The following is a 21,981-nucleotide window of genomic DNA, read 5'->3' on the forward strand; positions in this document are numbered from 1 at the left end:
GATAAATTAGCCTTGATAGCGCATATGATAACCATTATCATTAACTTTATGGAGTCGTTCGGGTTTGCCCCGTAACTACAAAAAATAAATAAAGTTCAGGCTATCTAAATCGATGTTTAACTACTTTGCACTTCCTGCATCTGCGGGAGGTTTTGTTTTTTTTGCTTTTCTGGTGGTGCTGTTTCTTAAGCCTGCTTTAGCATTGCCTCCTGCAGAGCAGCAAGAGATTCAGCAGCGCCAGCGCGCCTTGTTGGAAGAGGCGGCTCGTCAGCGCGAGGAGGTTGCTCGCCCTCTGTCACTGCCAAGTGAACCGACCGAACAAGCGCCACAAGCCCAAGGCCCCTGTTTCCAAGTGAGCAAAATTCACTTTGAGGGGGCGTCGCAGCTGTCTGCCAGCCAGCAAATCCGGCTGGCGTCACCTTACCTCAATAGCTGCATGGGGCTCTCTCACATAAATGCCCTTATTCGCGATGTCAGTCAGTGGTATCTGGTTGCCGGGTTCGTCACCAGCCGAGCCTTTCTGCCGGAGCAAGATTTAGCCAAAGGAACGCTTACCATTGCAGTGCTCGAAGGGCGCATCGAAGCCATTGTGGTTAATGGCGAGCCGGAGTCCATCACTCGTACCCTCTTCCCGGGCCTGGTCGGGCAGGTGCTCAATCTGCGTGATCTGGAGCAGGGGGTAGACCATCTTTCTCGCCTGCATTCGCTCTCTTATCAGCTTGATATCCAGCCGGGTCGTGCACCTGGTCAATCCATCGTCAATTTGAAGGGCACCAAGGGTGTACCGCTACAAGGTGCGCTGGAGTTCGACAACAGTGGTCAGCAGAGCACAGGGGAGGAGCAGGGGAGATTTTCGTTGACTGCCGACAACCTGTTGTTACTGGCCGAGCAATGGACCTTGGTAGCTGGCAGTAGCACTGATGGGCGAGCGAGCCACAACGCCACCAACTGGCAGGCCGGTTTCAGTTTGCCCTATGGCTACTGGTTGTTTGATGCCGGTTATCAATTTAGCGATTACCGTAACGATATCGACTCTCGCGGCTATGTCTATGAAAGCCGCGGTGATACCCGCACCACGACAGGCTCTGCCACGCGAACCCTCTATCGCGATGGGCAGAGCAAGATATCCGGTGTGCTGGGCGTGACTCATCGCCAGAGCCGCAACTTCATCATGGACAAACTGCTCGAGACCAGCAGCTACCAGCTCTCTTCCCTGCGGCTTGGACTTAATGTTGCCACGCGCGTAGAGCGTCACTTTTTCACCTTGAACCCCGCCTTGACGCTCGGTACCGACTGGTTCGGAGCGGACCGCGACCGTGGCCGCTCGGCTTTGTGGCCGCAGGCCCAGTTTGAGAAATGGGGGCTGTTTGGCAGCTACAGCACGGCGGGTGGTCAGTGGGGATGGCTCTCGACCTTCAATGCCCAATGGACGCCTGCCCGGCTCTATAGCGTGGAGCGTTTGTCGCTGGGCGGCGAGGCATCGGTGCGCGGGTTCAAAGAGCAGAGTATCAGCGGGGATGTGGGCGGATACCTTAGAAACGAGCTGAGTTGGCAAGGAACTACCCCGACCTGGCTCGGTCAATGGCGTACCTGGCTGGCGCTGGATATGGGGCAAGTGGACATGGGCAATCAGGGGGATGAGTGGCGTGGCATGGTGGGCACCGCCGTGGGGTGGGAGCAACGCTATCGCCACTTTACCGGCAACGTCAGCGTGGGCTTTCCGTTAAGCGCCCCCGCCTGGCTCAATGCAGATCCCTGGGTGCTCTACTACCGGGCGAGTGTGGCGTTCTAGCAATAGGATGGCGATGCGTCGAGCGTCGCGAGATGGCAATCAAGACGTGAATGGACGATTGAAGATGGTTGAGATGGATGCAAGCGCAATGAAGAAGCAAGGTGAACCGCGGTTTTCTCTGGTATGTCGGGCCGTGGTGTATCAGCTATGTGGATTGTTGGCACTGCAACCGGCTCACCCGGCATTTGCTGAAGGCATTGCGGTGGCGACCGGTAATACCACCCTCAATCAGGCCGGTAACGGAGTGCCCATCGTCGACATTGCCACCCCCAACGGCGCCGGGTTATCGCACAACCTCTATCATGATTTCAACGTTGGCCAGGCGGGCGTCATTCTCAATAATGCCACCGGACAGCTGACCCAAACCCAGCTGGGTGGGCTTATTCAAAACAACCCCCACCTCAATGGTCAAGCGGCCAATCTCATCATCAACGAAGTGGTGGGTGCCAACCCGTCGCAGTTGCAAGGCTATCTGGAAGTGGCTGGTCAGCAGGCTGGTGTGGTGGTGGCCAACCCCAATGGCCTCACCTGTGATGGCTGCGGTTTCATCAATACCCCCAATGTGACGCTCTCGACCGGCAAGCCAGTACTGGATGCACAAGGCCAGTTGCAGGCACTCGATGTGAAACAGGGCACCCTGACCGTAGGTGGCAAGGGACTGGATGCGACCAGACAGGCATCGGTCGACTTGGTGGCGCGCGCCGTCCAGCTGAATGGCGCACTGCATGGCCAGACCGTCAATGTGGTGGCGGGTGCCAACAAGGTTGACCGCCAGACTGGGGACATCGTTGCTCAGGCTGGCAATGGCCCGGCTCCAGAAGTGGCCATCGACACAGCCGCGCTGGGCGGCATGTACGCGGGCAAAATTCGGCTGGTCTCGACCGAACAAGGGGTGGGGGTCAATCTGGCCAACGTGGTGGCCAAACAAGGAGATTTGACCCTTGATGCCAATGGCCGCGTGCGGCTGCGTGACAGCAGCAGTGCCGGTAACCTGCAGGTCAGCAGTCAGGGAGATCTGGCGGCCACGGGGACGATCCACAGCGGCGGTGCAGTGAAGTTGGCCGCTGGCGGTGAGTTCACGGCGCAAGATGCCGATATCGCGGCAAAAGGCGATGCCACGTTGAAGGCAGGGGCACAGCAATTGCAGCGAACCAGGGTCAGCAGTGGTGGCACTCTGGCGCTGCAGGCGAGCGATGAGCTGGTGGTGCGAGAAGGCGAGTTGCAGGGTGAGACGCTCCATGCCACGGCACAACAGTTGGACACCCAGTCGGCACTTACGGCAAAGGACGTGACACTGCAGGCTGAACAATTGCGCCTGGCGGGCCAGGTACAGGGCTCTTCGGTGAAGTTGGCAGCGGGTGCGCTGCGTCATGAGGGCACGACCCTAGCAGCACAGAATCTGACTATCGATGCGACGACGCTGGATAACCAGGGAGCGTTGAAGAGTGGGCAAGCGATGAGCGTCGTGCTCGGGGAGCGAGGCTATAACGCCGGCGAGCTGAGTGCGGGCAACAACCTGGCGATACAAGCCGGTACGCGCTGGGAGCAGGGAGAGCAGGGTAAAAGTCACGCAGGTCAGCGCATCCAGCTGCAGGCGCAGCAGGTGAGCCTGGGGGGGGGCCTTGGTGCTCCGACGCTGGATATTAACGCTAATGAGCTGACCGTGGCGGGCAAGGTGAAGGGCAACGCGGTGCAGTTGCAGGCGGGTGTGCTGACCAACCGGGGTGAGGTGCAGGCAGGGCAGATCCTGAACTGGCAGGGTAGCCGACTGGTCAACAGCGGCGCCCTGCAAGGGGACAAACAACTGGTGCTCAAGGGGGATGCCTTGCAGAACCAGGGCACTCTGGCGGGAGGCGACAGCCTGACGTTGCAGGCCGACACCCTCGACAACGAAGGGCGTATTGCCAGTCAGCTGGCGACGCTGGCCGGTCGCCAGCTGCGCAGCAGCGGTACCTTGCTTGGGGTCTCCCGGTTGAGCCTGACAGGGGATGATCTGGCTCTGACGGGGCAGCAACTGACCGACGGTGAACTGGAGCTGGGCAGCCGGTTGCTGCAGTTGAGCGGGCAGAGTCTGGTCGGTGGCAAGGCCGGGGTGACGGCTGAGAGAGGCAACTTCGATGGCGTGCTGAAGGCGCAGTCGCTGGTGCTGGCGGTCAAAGAGGCAACGAGCGAAGGCAAGCTGCACAGTAGGGAAGGTATTGCGTGGGAAGGGCAACGGCTTGCGACGGGGAGTGCGAGCGAGCTGCTGGCCAACCATGACGTGAGTCTGAACGGCGACCAGCTGGCACTGGGTGGTACGGTTGGTGCTGGCCAGAATACGGTCATCAAGGGCAAGCAGGTGACACAGGATGGCCGGCTGGTCAGTGCGCAGTCCCTGAGAATCGATGCCGATGAGCTGGCGTTGGCTGGGTTGGTGCAAGGGGACTCGATTAACCTGACCAGTGAGCGTGCGACCCAGCAGGGGCGCATCTTGGCCACCGATACGCTGAACTGGAACAGCAAACAAATGGATGGCAATGGCTGGCTGCAGGCCGGCCAGGCCCTGAATTTGAGCGGGGAGCGGTTGACCCACAATGGCACGGCTGTGACAGCCGGCAAGCTGGCGCTCACTTTTGCCGAACTGAACAGCACGGGTGGCCTGTTTGCCAATGAAGTAGCGGTAACGGGGTCCCGCCTTCTGTTGAAGGGGGCGCTGGAAAGCAAGTCATCCACGCAGATAACGGCCGACAAATTACAACTAGGGGGCGAGCTGCGCACCGGGGCTGACCTGGCGCTGGGGGCGACCTTGTTGACACTGTCCGGGACTCAGCATGTTGGTGGCAACCTGCAACTACAGGCCGAGCAGGCCGATGTGAGCGGAGAGCTGGAAGTCGGCAAGCAGCTCAAGCTGGATGCCAAGACGCTTACCAGCAGTGGCAAGCTGCTGGCAAACCAGGCTGATATTGCGGCGGTCAACTGGCAACAGCATGGGGAATTGACCACCGACAATGCGCTGATCTGGCGTGGTGACAAGCTGACTCAAGAGGCTGGCGGTGCCCTGCGTGCCGGTGGCGTGCTGAACCTGAGAGGTGATGACATCACCCTGGCTGGGGATGTGGCAGCCAAAGGTGATGTGGCAGTGGTGGCCAAGGCGTACCAGCAACAGGGGGCTATGAATGCCGCTCAAGAGCTGCGTATCGATGCAACCAAGCTACAACTGGATGGTACTACCCAAGCGAAGGCGGCGCAGCTGCATAGTCAAGTGGGAGGCAGTCGTGGCCAGCATTTGATAGGTCAGCAGCTCAACTGGCAGAGCGATACTCTGGTCAACCAGGGGTGGCTGCAAGCGGGAGAGGGTCTTGCGCTGACAGGGCGTACGCTTGATAACGAGGGCACGGTCATCGCCGGTGGCGACCACCAACTCGACGCCACGGAACGCCTCACCAATCAGGGCAAGCTGGCAGGGAAGACGCTTTCTCTGACAACCAAAGAGTTGCAAAACGGCGGGCTGTTGCAGGGTAAACAGGGTATTACGCTTCAGGCGGAAGAAGCCACCTTGACCGGGCGTTTGGTCAGCCAAGGGGCAGTCCAGCTGGGCGCAAAACTGCTGGCGCTGGGCGGCAATGCAAACATCGGTGGCGCACTCACCTTGCAGGGAGATATACAGCAACTGACAGGCGTCTGGCGAGTTGGCGGGTTGCTGCAAAGCACAGGTAAACAACTGGCGTTGGCTGGTGACTGGCAGGCAGGGCAGTGGCAATTGCAGGCTGATGGACTCACCAACAAGGGGCGACTGGCCAGCGAACAGGTGGCCAATTTTAAGGTAACTGAGTGGCACAACGAGCAGGGTGCGACCCTGGTTGCCGCGGGACCGTTGAACCTGACCGGCCACCGCTTGCTGCAACAAGGGATCTGGCTGGGTAATGGCAGCCAAACCCTGATGGTCGACGAGATGACCCAGCAAGGTCAGTGGTTGGGCGACGGTGCCTTGCAGGTGAAAGGGCGCAAGTTGGTTAACAGCGGCACCTTGCGGGCCGCCGGTCTTGACCTGACCGTGAATCAGCTCGAAAACCGAAGTCGGATGGAGAGCGGTGGGGTGTTTAACTGGCAGGGGACGCAGTGGCGCAATCTGGGCGCGCTGTTGGCCGGGCATGCCACGCTGAGGGGCGATACCTTGCTCAACAGCGGGGATGTGGGTACCCGTCAATTGACCATGAAGGCGGCCACCCGTCTGGACAACCGTGGTGTATTGGTTGGCAAGGAGGGGATAAATCTGACGGCGGCGACCCTGAACTCGCAAGGTGACATGCTGAGTAATGGTCCCATGCAGTTGGGGGCCTCACTTCTGAATCTGAATGGCCTTACCCAGGCCGACGGTGAGCTGGTTGTGACGGCGGAGCAGGCAGCGCTGGCTGGCAACCTGGCAGCCGACCAACTGCAGTGGCGCGGCAAGACTCTGGTGATGTCGGGTACGGCGGCCGCGCGAGATGTCACCTTGAGTGGTGAACAAGTGACGCTGGATGGCACCCTCAAAGGGGACCATCAACAGGTGACGGCAACCACCCTCACAACCGGTCAGCAGAGTCAATTGTTGGCCAAAGCAGGGCAACAGCTGACGGCTGGCCAGATGACGCTGCAGGGTAGTGCGGTTGCGGGAGGGGCCCAGCACATCGAAGCCACCCGGTTGTCACAACAGGGGATATTGGCCAGCGGTGGCTCACTGTCACTGCAGGTCGCCGATACCCTGCGCAATGATGGCAAGGTGTCGGCGCAAGCGATAACGCTGACGGCGGCAGACATCGACAACGGTGGTGCGCTGGTCAGCAAGGATGCACTGAACCTGAAGACCGGCACCCTGACTAACAGGGGCCACTGGCAATCGGACCAGGGCATCACCTTGATGGCCAATCGGCTGCTCAACAGCGGTCAGTGGGTCAGCGGCCTGGGTCAGACATTGACACTGGATGCACTGGATAACAGTGGAACGTTGCTTGCCGGTGCTGACCTCACCATCAACGCCCCACAGTTGAGCAGCAGCGGCAAGCTGTTGGCCAATAAAGACCTTGTTCTGAACACCAACGAAGCCACGCTGGGCAGTGGCAGCACCACGGCCAGCAATGGCCAGTTGCAACTCCATGCGGGCACATTGACCAGCCAGGGGACATTGTCATCGGCGGGTGATCTGAGCTGGCAAGGCGCGAATTTAGCGTACAGCGGCAGTGCGGTGACCAATGGTGCGCTGACGCTGCAGGGTGAGTCCGTCACCCTGGACGGTGACCTGCAAGGGGAGCGGGTGTTGCTGGATACCGGCACACTGACCAATCGCGGCAAACTGACCAGCCGTGGCGACCTGGCGGTCAATGCCCGGGGGGCGGTGCAGCATAATGGCCAACTGCAAGGCAATCAGGTTGTGCTGCGTAGTGCCAGCTGGCAGGGAAGCGGTGGCGTCGGCAGTGGCAGCGTACTTGAGCTACGTACCGGCCAACTGCAACTGGCCGGCCCGTGGCGTATTCGTGGTGAGGCAGACATTCAGGCCGATACCATGACGCTGGGGGGCTCGCTGGTGAGTGGCGGCAACCTGACGCTTACCAGTCGGGGGGCATTGACCAGTCAGGCGGACAGCCAGCTAGTGTCGGGCGGAGCGCTGTCCCTTGATGGTGCTACCCTGACGCAACAAGGGCTGTGGCAGTCGGCGCGTGGCATGAGCCTCAAGGGCTCGCGCTTCGAGCAGCAGGGCGACTTGCTGGCCGGCGGTGACCTGCTCTTGCGCAGCGGCTATTGGCAACAAGGTGGCAAAACCCGGGCAAACGGGGGACTGAACGCCGAGCTGACCGAGGGAGCGACCCTTGCAGGCACAGTGCAGGCCGATGGCAATGCAACCCTCTCGGCGCCCGCGCTCACCCTCAAGGGGACCCTGGCCGCCAAAGGCAATGTAGATCTCAATGCCAATACCCTGATAAGCCAGCTCGGCAATCTGCTGAGCGGCGGCGAACTGGCCATGAATGCTGCTCGCATCGAGCAGTTGGGCCGTGTTGAAACGACTCGCCTGCAAAGCGGCGGTGCGCTGCAAAATGATGGGGTGATCTTGGTGACTGGCCAGGGCAGCATCAGCGGTGCGCGGCTGGATAACCGGGGCACCCTGCAGGGGGATGGCCTCACCATCAGCAGTCGCCAGCTCGACAATCGTGGTGCCTTGCTGGGCAATACCCTGACACTGACCCATGACACCCTGCTCAACCGGGGGCGGGTACAGGGCGGCACGCTGAACCTGACGACCCGGCAACTGGATAACAGCCAGGGGGCTGTTCTGCGCGGCCAGCATGTGGGGGACATCGCTGCCACAACGCTGACCAACGCCGGTGAGCTCTCCTCGGCCGGCCAACTCTTACTCAAGGGCAGCCAGCTCGACAACAGTGGCCTCATCAGTGCCAATTTACTGGAGGCCTCGCCACTGGCGCGGCTGGCCAACAGCGGCACCCTGTTCGGACAACAGCTGACCCTGCGCAGCGGCGAGCTGTATGCACCGGGCAAGATTCTGGCGGGGCAGAAGGCGACGCTGGATGCGGGTCGGGTAACGGGCATCGGTGAATGGCTCTCTGGCGGGGACCTGGCACTCAAGGTGGGTTCATCGCTGACCAGCCAGGGCATCCTCAGCGCCAAGGGGTCGTTGGACCTGCAGGTGCAGGGGGACTGGCAACATCAGGGGCAGTGGGGGGCAGGGCAGCGTTTCAATGCGGGAGTCACCGGTCAGCTTAATAACCGCGGTGCGTTGGTGAGCAATGGTGTCATGCAACTGGGTGCCCAGCGGCTGGAGAACAGCGGCAGCGTGCAGAGTGGGCAAGGGCTGACGCTCAATACGCAGGGTGAGCTGCGCAATACCGGTATGCTGGCCAGCCAGGGTGACCTGGGGTGGCAGGGTGAGTCGCTGTTTAATGGCGGGACTGTATATAGCGGCGGCAGCCAAGCCCTCACGGCAAATAGCAATATTACAAATGAATACGGTGCAATTATTGCTGAACAAAATGCTGGGTTTAAAATAAAAAATGGTAGCTTGATAAATTCCTCTGGTGTTATTGAGTCGGCAGAGGGAGATGTTTTTTTGTATGCGAACAATGTGACGAACAGAAGAGCTGTTTTTGAAATAACTGAAAGTAAAATTGGTGAGCTAAAGGGAAAAGTCCCTGTGGCATTAAGCGAGTATTATTCTTGTATGGGATGTGCCCCTGACGATCTGGTGGATGTAAGTACAGGGCAGACCATTAACAATTTTGAGCGCGGTAACAACAAAAGCGTTTACACTATAATAATTCCTGTGGGGTCTGGAGGGAAAATTAAGAGTGCTTCTTCGCAGTCAGTTATTAATGCAAGAAAGGCCATAAGTATACATGCCACATCCCTGAATAACGATGCTAGCAGCATTTATAGTGGTACAGACATGACTTTTCATGTCGGTAATATTTACAATAAATCATACTCTTTTGGGGATGTATCTGCGATTTATAAAGAAACAAAAATGGTTGTGCATGAACAAAGAGATTATAGTTACTCATACTTTTTTGATTTGGTCGATATAATCACGTCTAACACTGAAAGTAATGATGTAAAATCAACCATATCGGCTGGTGGTAATTTAACCGGCACCGTTGCCGGGATGATCGATAACGTCACGATCAAAGCCCATGCTGGCCCGGTCAGTAGCACCACCCAACGCCCCTCCGTTTCCTTGCCGCAGGCACAGGGTGCGGGTGCCGCCCCCAGCTTGCAGGGTGATGCCCAATATCTGTCGCAGGTGCTAAAACCCGTCGGCCCGGACAACGGCGTGCCCTTGCCTGACTTCCAGTTGCCCAACGGCGACAAGGGGCTCTTTACCATTAACGGCAATAGCGACAGTCCCTACCTGATTGAAGTCAATCCGCTGCTGGCCAATCTGGGTCAGGCCGGTAACGGTATGATGGATCGCATTGATGCTGCGCTTCAGCAGCAGTTGCAGGGGGCTGGACCGCTCTCCTTCGATACTGTATCGGGCAGTGGCGGCGTTGCCCAGGTAACAGGTAATGGTACTGATTGGGGGCTGCCGGGCCGTACAAGTGGCGGGATCAACGCCCCTGATCTGCAGTTGCCAAGCGGAATGACACTGTCAAACAGTGGTCATGTCACCACAGCAGGTCAGTGGCAACAGAGCTTGCAACCGGGTTGGCAAGCGCCGGTGGTCTCGGCCGTGGCAGTAACGGCGCCTGGCCCGGTGCAAACCGGCCAGCAAACGATCCCTGCGCTGGCGACCCAGCCACAGATTGAAACCAGCCCGACTCTGACCCAGGTCGACAAATTCCTCGGCTCCAGTTACTTCTTCGGGCAGGTAAATTTTGCGCCGGAAAAAGATATCAAGCTGCTCGGCGATGCTGCTTTCGATACCCGCGTTATCCGCGATGCGGTGCTGGCGCAAACTGGCCGCCGCTTTATCAATGGCGAGATGGGTTCGGATTTAGCCCAGATGCGCTGGCTGGTTGATAACGCGGCGCAAAACCGCCGTGATCTGGGTCTGACCCCGGGGGTAACGTTAAGTGCCGCTCAGGTTGCCCAGCTGGGGCGCAGCATGGTGTGGTGGGAGCCGGTCTGGTATCAGGGCAAAATCGTGCTCGCGCCCAAGCTCTATCTGACCGAGGCCGACAAGCGCCATCTCTCCGGTAGCATAATTACGGCTGCCAATATCGATCTCACTGCTGGTGGCATCAACAACAGCGGCACTCTGTTGGCCGATGGCACACTCTCGCTCAAGAGCGGCACTACCCTGGTCAACCAAGGCCAAATCCAGGCTGGCGGTCGGCTTGAGCTGCTCGCCAAAGGGGATATACTCAACCAAAGCCTTATCAAGGGTGGGGAGGTCGCCATTGCATCGCTGGATGGCTCGGTGCGCAATGAAACCCGGACGGCCCAGCGCCATGTGGATGTCAACGGCATTCTCTCCGATGTATTGAGCGATCAGACTCGCTTTAGCCGCACCGATATCGGCGATATCGCCCGCATTGAATCTGCGGGTAACCTGCTGCTGCAGGCAGGGCAGGATATTTCGCTATCGGCCAGTAACCTGCTGGCTGGGCTGGATATGACCCTCAATGCAGGGCGGGATATCACCATTGGCAGTCTGGAAGATAGACGCAAGTGGGAAGAGGGCAATAGCCGTTTCTCCCGAGTCGAGCAGTTGATGAGCTCCCTTGATGCTGGCCGGGCTCTGCGCCTGTCGGCAGATCGCGATCTTACTATCTCGGCCTCTTCCCTCACTGCCAAAGGGGATGCTTCTCTGACTGCCGGCAATGAGCTCATGCTCAAGACCGCCAATAACGAAGCCAGCCAGTACACCACCCGTCGTAACGGTTACGATAGTGCCCGGCAGCGTGAGGAGGTTGGGGTCAATCTGAATGCCGATAACATCGCCCTGGGCGCGGGCAGCGATATCGCGATGCGTGCGGCCAATGTTCAGGCAGAAGGTGAGCTCGCTGTGACGGCTGGTCGCGATCTGCTGCTTGAAGCCGGTGATGCGATGGATTATCGCGAATCCTACACCAGGGAGAGCAAGAAGAAGGCTTTTAGCAAGAAGACCACCACTACCCACGATATCAGCGAGCAGCACATGGCTCAGGCTACCGAGCTGGGAGGCCAGTATGTGTTGCTCAAGGCGCAACAGGATCTGGCAGTCAAGGGTAGTAACGTAGTCGGGGATCTCGGTGCAACACTGCTGGCCGGGCGTGACCTGAACATTGATACCGTGGATCTGCTCAATCGCGAGCTCCATTTCCGTGAAACCAAGCGCTCTGGCCTGATGGGCAGTGGCGGGATTGGCTTTACCATCGGCAAGCAACAGCAGAGCAGCGACATGGTGGGCACCACGCTGATCAGAGAGGGGTCAACCGTTGGCAGTGTGCAAGGGGATGTCACGCTGCAAGCTGGCAACCGGCTGCAGGTCAGCGGCAGCGACATCATCGCTGGCAAGGATCTGCTGCTGGTGGGCAAAGATGTCACCATTTCCTCGGCCGAGCAGCAGGTCACCCGCAAGGAGGAGGTCAAGAGCAAGAGCGGCGGGCTTACAGTGGCCTTGACCGGTGGCGCCGTCACGGCAGTACAGAGTGCCTATGACACCGTCAAGGCCAGCAAGGAGAGCAGCAACGATCGACTGGTCGCCTTGCAGGGAACCAAGGCTGCCATGAATGGTTATCAGGCCTGGCAGGGTATGCAGGCAATGGCTGATGCGGGCGGTGTACCCGACCCCTCCTTTGTCGGGATTGCTATCTCGGTGGGAAGCCAGCGCAGCCAATCCAATAACCAAAGTAGCGAAACCAATGCCCTGACCTCGGAGCTCAATGCTGGTGGGGATGCGACCATACTGGCCAGGGGAGATGCCGCCAACAGTGCCGGCGATCTGGTCATGATCGGCAGCAGCATCAAGGGGCATAATGTGACACTGGGTGCCGCGCGCGATCTGGTGCTGCAATCAGCAGTCAACAGCAGTGACACCCGCGGCAGCAACAGCAGCAGTGGCTGGAATGCCGGCATCAGCTTCGGGTTCACCCAGGGGAGCGCGGGGATCAGCATCTTCGCCAACATGAATGCAGCCAAAGGTAAGGAAAACGGGGATTCTGATCGTTATACCGAAACCACCCTCACCGCGGGCGATACCCTGACCCTTAAATCAGGGAGGGATGCCACCCTGCTGGGCGCGCAGGTCAGTGGTGACAAGGTAACGGCCGATATCGGCCGCAACCTGACCCTGACCAGCCAGCAGGATAACGACCACTACCAGAGCAAGCAGAGCAGCATCGCCGCCGGTGGCAGCTTCACAATTGGTCCCATGACGGGGTCCGGCTATATCAACGCCAGCCGTCAGAAGATACGCAGCGACTTTGAGAGCGTGATGGAGCAGACCGGCATCTTCGCCGGTAAGCAGGGTTTCGCCATCCAGGTGGGTGAACACACTCAGCTCAACGGCGCCGTGCTGGCCGGCAGTGCAGACGAGAGCAAAAACCGGCTCTCGACCGGCACGCTGGGTTGGAGTGATCTGGTCAACCGTGCCGACTACAAGGTCGAGAGCCAGAGCGTGGGGATCAGTGGCAGTGGTGATAGCACCAAGGGTTTTTCCAGCATTGCAGCCATGGGGTCGCTCGGTGGTAGCAACAGCAGTGGCAGCGCCAGTTCGACCTCCTTTGCCTCGATCAGTGGCGGGACCATAGATATCCGCGACGGCAAGGCTCAGCAGCAGGATCTGGTGACCCTGCACCGGGACCCGACCCAGGCGGCCAACGGTCTCTCTCCTATCTTCGACAAGCAAAAAGAGCTTGAGCGGATGCAAGAGGCTCAGCTTATCGGCGAGGTGGGGCAGCAGGCGACCCAGATGGTGGTCAGCCATCATCTGGATAAAGCCAATCAGAAGGCCAAGGATGACCCCGAGTACGCCAACAGCAAAGAGTACAAGGCGCTGCAGGAAAAATGGGGGATAGGCAGCAACTTCCAGCGTGGCATGCAGGCCGCGACCGCTGCACTGCAAGGCTTGGCGGGGGGCGACCTGAGTCAGGCCGCCGCAGGGGCTGCGGCACCCTACCTTGCACAAATGGTCAAACAGCAAACTGATGACGGTCCGTCCCGTGTGATGGCCCACGCGCTGGTACAAGGAGCGTTGGCCGCCGCCCAGAACAAAAACGCCATGGTCGGTGCAACCGGCGCCGCCACTGGCGAACTGGTGGGTATGATGGCCACCCAGCTTTACCACAAAGATGCCAGCCAGTTGACAGAGGGGGAGAAGGAGACCGTCTCTACCTTGGCCACTCTGGCGGCAGGATTGGCGGGTGGTTTGACCGGAGACAGCACCGCCAGCGCCTTGGCCGGAGCCCAGACCGGCAAGACGGTGGTGGAGAATAATCTGCTGACAGGCAAAGATGCTTTAAACATGTTACGAGAGCTTGAGGAGGCAGAGAAAACGGGGGCTGATAAGCAACCTATTTATGAAAAATATAAAAAGCTGAGTGATAAGCAACGTTCTGAGATCACGAATAAAGAGTGTTCACATAATCTCGGTTGTGTTTATGCCGCACAGGCAGAAAATGATGATGGTCGGAGGATCGTCGAAGGGCTCAAACGTTTCACATTTATTTCTAAGCTGAGTGAGAGTGAAATAACTCAACTGCAACAATTTGTCGTTGCTGAGAATCAGGCAAGTGCAGAGGCTCTGTATCAAGCATTACCAGAATCGGTCAAGCTTGCTCTGCAAAGTAAAGAACTTATTGATAGCCTAGGTGGCTCTGCTGTATTAAAAGGAGGAACAGCAAGCATAGGTTATGCTATAGCTAACAAGATAAAAACTTCTGGGGGGGGATCTCATGTTGGTAATATAAACCCCAAGGGACACACTGATAAAAATCTATCTTCTGAAAACTATAAAGTAGTGAGGGTTAATAGCTCTGGCGCCGTAAAAGGAACGAAGGAGTATGATATATTGAATATCCCTTCTGCAAGGGAACCTAATACAAGATATGAGCTTGATAACGGTAATGCCTTTAAGACTAACTCTCATGGCTATGTAGAGGAATTAACATTTACTCCTACTAATGTTAAGATGCCGCGAGACTCTAGGCAAACTGCTGCTGGAAAGCAGGGGCTTGATAGTGATGTCGGGGGACATGTTCAAGCCTGTAGCCAGGGTGGAACATGCGATAGTTATAATTTATTTCCTCAGGATAAGAATTTTAACAATTCTGCATATAAGGTTTTCTATGAAAATGAAATAAAACGAGCACTTGATGATCCGAGTAAAGCTGTGGGCCAGACTAAGGTGGTTTTTGTGAGAGACAACCCTGGGTCAGTTAGACCGACAGCTTTGACAGTGACATTTAAAATCGATGGTGTTGTTACTGAAAGAACCTTTTTAAATGAGGCCGGAAAACCGCCGGGTATATCAAAATGATAACTGAAGACTTTGCTTTGGCCAACAGGCTTTTTACAATTCTTGATGAAGGGATTGTTGATGGGTATGATTTTTTCTCTTATAAGGTTGATATTGGCGATGGATATATAGATGCCGTGTTAACTGTGGAGAATGAAGGGGTGGTAACTACTGATGCAAAGAGGGATATTAATAATGCTGAAGTGTTTGGGATAATACTTAAACTTAAAGAGAATTCTATTTCTAGAGGTGAGGATTGGAGATCATTAATTATGTCTTATAGACATGGTGAACAGGTGAAATTAAATTTCAATCAATAACGAAATTATTATGAAGGAAATCCGGGACACCCACCTTTTTGACAGTGGCGTAGGGCTGTTCTTGACTTAAGAGGTCACCGTTGAGGGATGTGCCATGACCATTGCCCGTTCACGTCAAATCAGCTTGCAGGATACGCCTTACTACCATGTGGTCAGCCGCTGTGTGCGGCGAGCCTTTCTGTGTGGTGACGATGCCCATTCTGGCCAGAGTTATGAGCATCGGCGTCAGTGGGTGGTCGACAAGTTGGGGCAACTATCGCGGCTGTTTGCAATTGGCATTTGTGCTTATGCGGTGATGAGCAATCATTATCATCTGGTGCTCAAGGTGGAGCCCGATACCGCAGCCAACTGGAGTGAGCGGGAGGTGGCTGAGCGCTGGGCGGCGCTATTCCAGTGGCCGCATTTGGTCAGGCGCTGGTATCAGGGGGAGATGTTGATCGAGCCTGAGCTGGCTGTCGTGCAGCAATTGCTGGCCCAATGGCGGGAGCGGCTTCACTCCATAAGTTGGTTTATTCGGCTACTCAATGAAAATCTGGCCCGTCAGGCCAATCAGGAAGATGGTTGCAGGGGCCATTTCTGGGAGGGGCGCTTCAAGAGTCAGGCTTTGCTCACCGAATCCGCCTTGTTGGCCTGTATGGCGTATGTTGACCTCAATCCGATACGAGCTGCGTTGACCGATCGGCCAGAGCAGAGTGAATACACCAGTATCAAACAGCGCCTTGACGCGCCTGCTACTACTGAGGTTTTGCCACCACTTTTGCTGCCGTTTGCCCGCCAGGGTAAGCCTGAAGAGCTGCCTTATGCCTTCAGCGACTACCTGATGCTGGTTGATTGGACTGGTCGTGCTATTCGGCCCGACAAGCGGGGTCATATTCCGGCCCAATTTGGACCCATTCTGGAACGATTGGGACTCGATGCTGTTCGCTGGTTGAAGCAGGTGACGCTGTTCAGGCGACAAGGGATCAGAGTGGTGGGAGACAGATATCAATGTCAGCAGTTTGCCCGCCACTGTGGCCAGCGACGATGCCATCAACCAAGGCTGTGATAGCTTTGCATCCACCCTGCTGATAGCTCCGGGTATTGCACATAGTCCAATAAATGGCTGTGCAGGGGCTGTTGCTTTCTAAACCTGAAAATTTCTCCTGCCAGCCGAGTTTTACATGCATCAGTTCGAATGCATACACCCTTATAATGCCTGCAAGCAGTTCGATAGTGGCTTGCTACAAAAGGTGGGTGTCCTAATCGTTTTGTGATCGTCCAGCAATTATTGATTTTAAAAACTCTCCAGGTGGTATCTAATGACAGATCAAGAAATATATCAAAAAATTGGGCAGCTCTTAGTCGACGCTGGGCCATTAGATGCGAAAACAATAGTTGTCAGAGCAGAGGTTTTTCCTGAAGGTGATGGAGGTAAATACGAGTTTGATTATATTGATGATACAGGTAAGCTAAACTGGTTTGATCCTGATGGTCGCGCCGTGGGAGATTTGACAGAATTATTGGTGGAACTTAGAAAATATTTTATCACCAATGAACTAACTGCTGGCATAGGCATTTGGTCAGGCTGTGAAATTAGTCTGGCTGTAGAGAGAATGAAGCTGAGTGTTGAATTTATATATGATGTTCAGGGCCGCTTGCTCGATTAATGAATCGTAATTGGAAATAGGTGAAAGGGGGGGGGGCAGGGCCATCGGCTCGATTAGCGCAGCGTAATCGGGCGTTCGCGAAGAGGGCACCGAACTCAGCGTGTTTGCCAACATGAATGCCGCCAAGGGCAAAGAGTTGGGCAACTCGGGCCGCTATACCGAGACCATCCTCACCGCGGGCGATACCCTGACCCTCACATCAGGGCGGGATGCCACCCTGCTGGGGGCGCAGGTCAGTGGTGACAAGGTCAAGGCTGATATCGGCCGCAACCTGACCTTGACCAGCCAGCAGGATAACGACCACTACCAGAGCAAGCAGAGCAGCATCGCGGCCGAGGGCAGCTTTACCTTTAGCACCATGACCGGTTCTGGCTATATCAACGCCAGCCGCCTGTGAAATCTGGGACACCCACTTTTTTGGCAGAGGCGTAGAGAGCAGACCGGGCTCTTTGCCGGTAAACAGGGCTTCGATGAGATACAGGGCAAAGAGCCGCGCGCTCGCGCCACCACCGCCCGTCGCAAGCCGCAAGCCTCTACCCGCAACTCCGGTACCGGCAGCAAGTAAGCCGACAACCCGTTGCGTACTGCACGCTGTTCAAGTGCGCAGTCGGCCAAGCAAAGGCCCGCACCAACTGGTGCGGGCCTTTTTCATCTCTAGCGGGTGACCTCCAGCTGCCGGCTGGCTCCGGTCATATGGCAATGATTGCTCTCACACTCCTCAGTTGGCCGGTGTCATCCACTCTTTGTTGAAGTCGCGGATAAACATCTCTCCCTCTTCATTGCGGGCGGTGACCAGATAGAAGGTGACGTTCTGGCGAAACAACGAGAGGCGGTAGAGGGCGGCGTTGTCCTCCTCCGAGAGGTTCTTTTTCGAGGTGTCGTTGATGGGCACCAGATCGACTTTGCCCTTTTTCAGCAGTTCGACACACTGGTTGAGGCGGTTGGTGGTTCTGACGATCAGCTTCTGCTCGATGGTCACCCGCTCGATAGCATCGGAGAACCACCCCTTGGGCACGCAGGCGGTTTTCTGCTGCCAGGGCGGGGATTCCAGTCCCTTCTTGTCGGGCGTGGTGTACCAGGACTGGATATCAAAGGCGATGGGGGTACTGAACAGCAGGGTGTTGCTGCGCTCGTTGGTCCAGGTAAAGGGGAAGGCGGCGATGGCGTTGCCCAGCTCGATGTTTTTAAGCCCCCTCGGCCAGGGCTGGTAGGAGACCCGCAGATCCGGGTGGCCTGCCGCTTTGAGGGTGGTGAGCACCTTGCTCGCCAGCTCGCCGCCATTGGCCAGCGTCGCCGAAGAGTAGGGGGGTAATTCGCCGGTGATAATTACCGCACTCTGCACCGTGGCGGCCGGGAGCAGCGAAAGAGCAAACAGGGTGGCAAGAAGGCGAAGGGACGAGCGGGGGCGATAAGTGGCAGAGGGCGTGACCGGATAACGGATGTGCATGGCGGGTGACCTCACCTCTATCGATTGCTGACAGCGTAGCGGTTTCGGCACGGAAAAAACAGACTCGATAAATGCTGCTGGTCGCGGTGTATGGCCCTTGAAGTTCCCTTTGGCGGGCGGAAGGGGCTGTGGCGGTTGCTCTGCTCCGGTGAGCTTGTTAGCCTGTGCGGCTCTGACAGAGGAGTGAACGATGAGCAAGGTACTTGATGAGCTGCTGGCGTTGCTGGCGCTGGAAAAAATCGAGGAGGGCCTGTTTCGGGGCCAGAGCCAGGATCTCGGTCTGCGGGCCGTGTTTGGCGGACAGGTAATGGGGCAGGCCTTGTCAGCCGCCAAGCAGACGGTCGAGACCGGCCGTCAGGTTCACAGTTTTCACTCCTACTTCCTGCGTCCGGGGGATGTGACCCGTCCCATCGTCTATGACGTGGAGAATATCCGTGACGGCCAGACCGTCTCCACCCGCCGGGTCAAGGCGATTCAGGGCGGCAAGCCCATCTTCTATCTCAACGCCTCGTTTCAGGTGCCGGCCGATGGCTTCGAGCATCAGGCGCAGATGCCCACCGGTATCACTCCGCCGGAGGAGCTCAAGAGCGAGCTGGAGCTGGTTCGCCCCTACGAGAACCTGATCCCGGCCTCCCTGCGGGACAAGATCCTCTGCGAGCAGCCCATCGAGATGCGCCCTGTGACCCTGGTCGACCCTATTCGGCCGACGGTGCAGGATCCGGTGCGCCACGTCTGGTTCAAGGCCAATGGCCAGATGCCGGACGATCTGCGGGTGCACAAATACCTGCTGGCCTACGCCTCCGACTTCAACTTCCTGCTCACCTCGTTGCAGCCCCACGGGGTGTCGTACTGGGAGCCGGATATGCAGGTGGCCACCATCGATCACTCCATGTGGTTCCACCGGGATTTCCGCTTCGACGACTGGCTGCTCTACGTGGTAGACAGCCCGAGCGCCAGCAGCGGTCGCGGTCTGGTACGTGGCCAGTTCTTCACCCGTGACGGCATGCTGGTGGCGAGCACCATGCAGGAGGGGGTGATCCGCCGTCGCGGCAGTTAAGGCGCAAAGCGGTCAGCAAAACGGGGTGGCACTGGCCACCCCGTTTTCGTTGCTGCGATGTGCGCGGGCGCTGGGGGATCAGCCGCCGCGCTGGTATTTGAAGCGCTTCTTGCGCCGGTAGGGGTAGACATCCTCGAACACCCCCACCTTGATGTTGCTCTGCAGCATCTTCCAGTAGTTGGCGTCGAACATCTCCTTGTGCAGTTGCAACATGATCTCGCGCACCTGCGGCTTTTGCAGCAGGAAGGTGGCGAACTCCTCGGGGAAGATGTCGTTGGGGGCCACCGAGTACCAGGGCTCGGCGCTCCACTCATCCTCGGGGTAGCGCGGCGGCGGGATCTGGCGGAAGTTGCACTCCGTCATGTAGCAGATCTCGTCGTAGTCGTAGAACACCACCCGGCCGTGGCGGGTGACGCCGAAGTTCTTGAACAGCATGTCCCCCGGGAAGATGTTGGCCGCCGCCAGCTGCTTGATGGCGTTGCCGTACTCCTCCAGCGCGAGCCGGGTCTGCTGCTCGTCCGCCTTGTCCAGATAGAGGTTGAGGGGGATCATCTTGCGCTCGGTGTAGAGGTGCTTGATCACCAGCTTGTCGTCCGTGATGGTGAGGGCCGACGGCGCCACCGTCTTGAGTTCTGCCAGCAGTTCGGGCGAGATGCGATCCAGCGGAAACTCGAAGTTGGTGAACTCCTGGGTATCGGCCATCCGACCCACCCGATCGTGCTGTTTAACCAGCCGGTATTTTGCCTTCACCTGCTCGTGGCTCACATCCTTCGGGGGAGTGAACTCGTCTTTTATCACCTTGAACACCACATCGTAGGAGGGGAGGGTGAACACGCTCATCACCATCCCCTTGATGCCCGGCGCAATGATGAACTGATCCCGGCTCTGGGCCAGATGGTGGCGGTAGTGGCGATAGAGCTCGGTCTTGCCATGCTTCTGGCAACCGATGGCGTTGTAGATCTCGTAATCGGGCTTGTGGGGCATGATCTGGCGCAGGAAGGCGACAAACAGTGCTGGTTCGCGGGCATAAACCATGAAATAGGCGCGGGCGAAGCCAAAGACGATGGAGGCGAGATCCGGCTCGAAGATGACGGTGTCCACATAGATGCTGTGGCCGGTGCTGAGCAGGGGCAGGATAAAGGGGAAGACCTGATCCCGGGCCCGGATCAGTCCCACCAGATAGGCCCCCTTGTTGCGGTAGAACACCTCTTTGAGGAGCTCGATGGCAAACGGCTCGTCATGGAGGATTTGTGGGCCGTTCTCCGCAAGATGGCGGTGGATGTCGACAATATCCCGCTGCTTGTCCTCGTAGGGGAGGGTGAAGCTGTAATCGCCGAGCAGCTGGCTCAAGGTCTGCGGCAGATGGGCGAGATCGGTGCGATAGATCCGCAGCAGGGCGCTCAGGTCCGGTTTTTCGCCACGGCTGACAAAGGGGTGGATATAGAGGTTCTCGTCGCGGATATTGCGATGGCGAAAGATCCGCCGATAGACGGAGTTGAAGAAGGACTCCGCCACCTCAAAGTTGTCACAGCGGGGCAGCAGATCGCTGAAGGCACTTTTGACCCGTTTGAGCAGCTCCTGAGTGGCGTGGTGCTCCCCCATCATCTGGCGGATGGAGCTGGCGGTGGCCCCCACATGGTGGTCATAGAGGCGAATTCGCTCGCGCCCGGCGAGCTGCACCCCCAGCCAGTCACTGTTCTCGAAGCGGCTCTTGCTGCCCTGGGTTATCTCGAGAAACCGGCTGTAAAACGACTCGAAGCGTTGCAAGATAGTCTCGGCGACGGCCTGTTCCAATGGCTGCTGCATCTCTCTCTTCCTTGTGATCTGTCGGGCCGATAGCGCGAAGGATTGGGTGTAATTTGTTCACACGTCAGGCCACTATCGCAACATTCAAACGTCTGTTCAAGTGGCAATTTTCGGGGATAAACGGTAGATTGCGCCCCTGTTTTGGTGATGGTTTAGCGACTTTTTGCTGTCTGTTTGAGAGGCCGTCCGGCCTGTGAGGAAACCCGATGAAGCTCTATTTTGTCCTGGTGGCACCTGCCCGACCTGCGAACGTGGGGGCAGCTGCCCGCGCCATGAAAACCATGGGATTCGATGCCATGCGACTGGTGGCGAGTCGGGTACACGAAGAGGAGGAGGCGAGCTGGGTGGCCCACGGCGCTCAGGAGATCCTGACTCAGGCCGAAGCGTTCGATACCCTGCCCGAGGCGCTGGCGGACATGGATCTGGTGATCGCCACCACTGCCCGTGAGCGCGGTCGCTACCAGCACTACCTCACGCCGGGGGAGATCCGCGAGCAGATCCGCAGCAAGCCTTCACTCAACAAGGTGGCCATCGTCTTTGGCTGCGAGGAGTCGGGGCTCTCCAACGAGCAGCTGGCCGAGGTCGATCTCATCAGCTATCTGCCCCTCAAGGTAAGCTACCCCTCCCTCAATCTGGGGCAGGCGATCATGCTCTACGCCTATGAGATGAGTCAGCTGATGGATGAGCTGAACGCCGACGGCGGCGCTGCGGTAGCAGAAAATTTTGATAACGCCGGGCAGGTTCGGGTGCTTAAATGCAAAACAGCAGAATTGCTGGGTGAACTCGGAGTTTCGCAGGATGAAAAACTGCATCAATGGGTGATGGACCGGGTGCCCATGCTGCCGCAGCGGGATTTGAACATGCTCCACCTGCTCTGCAAAGACCTTGCGCGCAAACTTGGCAAAGAGGTTTAAGTTGACAGCCCAGCGCCCGCCGCGGTATTGCTAAAAGCCAGCTTCGTCAACGAGTGTTCGTCATGCAGTTATTCACCAACGTCATCACCACC

9 protein-coding genes and 1 pseudogene are annotated in these 21,981 nt (G+C 57.6%); 8 read left to right on the forward strand and 2 right to left on the reverse strand.

Going from position 1 to position 21,981, the window contains the following annotated elements:
- The first annotated feature begins 352 nt into the window (after positions 1 to 352).
- From ACTG1K_RS09935 to ACTG1K_RS09960, 6 genes and pseudogenes are all read left to right on the forward strand, one after another.
- Positions 353 to 1,792, forward strand: coding sequence for a ShlB/FhaC/HecB family hemolysin secretion/activation protein (locus ACTG1K_RS09935; protein WP_440005203.1), 1,440 nt, complete (start codon positions 353 to 355; stop codon positions 1,790 to 1,792).
- Positions 1,793 to 1,880: 88 nt separating this feature from the next.
- Positions 1,881 to 14,720, forward strand: a complete 12,840-nt coding sequence (locus tag ACTG1K_RS09940; RefSeq protein WP_440005204.1) for a two-partner secretion domain-containing protein — start codon at positions 1,881 to 1,883, stop codon at positions 14,718 to 14,720.
- Positions 14,717 to 15,019, forward strand: coding sequence for a hypothetical protein (locus ACTG1K_RS09945; protein ID WP_440005205.1), 303 nt, complete (start codon positions 14,717 to 14,719; stop codon positions 15,017 to 15,019). Before ACTG1K_RS09940 ends, ACTG1K_RS09945 begins: the two co-directional genes overlap by 4 nt.
- Positions 15,020 to 15,113: 94 nt before the next feature.
- Positions 15,114 to 16,064 (forward strand): transposase, encoded by a 951-nt coding sequence (locus ACTG1K_RS09950; protein ID WP_440005206.1) that lies wholly within the window; start codon positions 15,114 to 15,116, stop codon positions 16,062 to 16,064.
- 253 nt (positions 16,065 to 16,317) lie between these two features.
- On the forward strand, positions 16,318 to 16,665 hold the full coding sequence (locus tag ACTG1K_RS09955; RefSeq protein ID WP_421294571.1) for a hypothetical protein: 348 nt from the start codon (positions 16,318 to 16,320) through the stop codon (positions 16,663 to 16,665).
- Between the two features lie 91 nt (positions 16,666 to 16,756).
- Positions 16,757 to 17,062 (forward strand): annotated as a pseudogene (locus ACTG1K_RS09960) (hemagglutinin repeat-containing protein); the annotation flags it as partial.
- Positions 17,063 to 17,383: 321 nt separating this feature from the next.
- Here ACTG1K_RS09960 and ACTG1K_RS09965 read toward each other — a convergent pair.
- Positions 17,384 to 18,112: a transporter substrate-binding domain-containing protein gene (locus ACTG1K_RS09965; protein WP_005338123.1), complete on the reverse strand. Its 729-nt coding sequence runs from the start codon at positions 18,110 to 18,112 to the stop codon at positions 17,384 to 17,386.
- Positions 18,113 to 18,302: 190 nt separating this feature from the next.
- Here ACTG1K_RS09965 and tesB point away from each other — a divergent pair, with 190 nt between their 5' ends.
- Positions 18,303 to 19,169: an acyl-CoA thioesterase II gene (gene tesB, locus ACTG1K_RS09970; RefSeq protein WP_019445657.1), complete on the forward strand. Its 867-nt coding sequence runs from the start codon at positions 18,303 to 18,305 to the stop codon at positions 19,167 to 19,169.
- A 78-nt stretch (positions 19,170 to 19,247) separates the two neighbouring features.
- Here tesB and aceK read toward each other — a convergent pair whose 3' ends face one another.
- Positions 19,248 to 20,975, reverse strand: a complete 1,728-nt coding sequence (gene aceK / locus ACTG1K_RS09975) for a bifunctional isocitrate dehydrogenase kinase/phosphatase (protein WP_258720911.1) — start codon at positions 20,973 to 20,975, stop codon at positions 19,248 to 19,250.
- A 206-nt stretch (positions 20,976 to 21,181) separates the two neighbouring features.
- Here aceK and ACTG1K_RS09980 point away from each other — a divergent pair, with 206 nt between their 5' ends.
- Positions 21,182 to 21,889, forward strand: coding sequence for a tRNA/rRNA methyltransferase (locus ACTG1K_RS09980; RefSeq protein WP_113738842.1), 708 nt, complete (start codon positions 21,182 to 21,184; stop codon positions 21,887 to 21,889).
- Positions 21,890 to 21,981 lie beyond the last annotated feature (92 nt).

This window comes from Aeromonas sp. 102P (assembly GCF_051920345.1).
GTDB lineage: Bacteria > Pseudomonadota > Gammaproteobacteria > Enterobacterales > Aeromonadaceae > Aeromonas > Aeromonas veronii.

Coding starts and splice junctions, on each gene's coding strand:
- ACTG1K_RS09940 (WP_440005204.1), top strand. CDS start 1,881: ATGAAGAAGCAAGGTGAACCGCGGTTTTCTCTGGTATGTCGGGCCGTG.
- ACTG1K_RS09945 (WP_440005205.1), top strand. CDS start 14,717: ATGATAACTGAAGACTTTGCTTTGGCCAACAGGCTTTTTACAATTCTT.
- ACTG1K_RS09950 (WP_440005206.1), top strand. CDS start 15,114: ATGACCATTGCCCGTTCACGTCAAATCAGCTTGCAGGATACGCCTTAC.
- ACTG1K_RS09955 (WP_421294571.1), top strand. CDS start 16,318: ATGACAGATCAAGAAATATATCAAAAAATTGGGCAGCTCTTAGTCGAC.
- ACTG1K_RS09965 (WP_005338123.1), bottom strand. CDS start 18,112: ATGCACATCCGTTATCCGGTCACGCCCTCTGCCACTTATCGCCCCCGC.
- tesB (WP_019445657.1), top strand. CDS start 18,303: ATGAGCAAGGTACTTGATGAGCTGCTGGCGTTGCTGGCGCTGGAAAAA.
- aceK (WP_258720911.1), bottom strand. CDS start 20,975: ATGCAGCAGCCATTGGAACAGGCCGTCGCCGAGACTATCTTGCAACGC.
- ACTG1K_RS09980 (WP_113738842.1), top strand. CDS start 21,182: ATGAAGCTCTATTTTGTCCTGGTGGCACCTGCCCGACCTGCGAACGTG.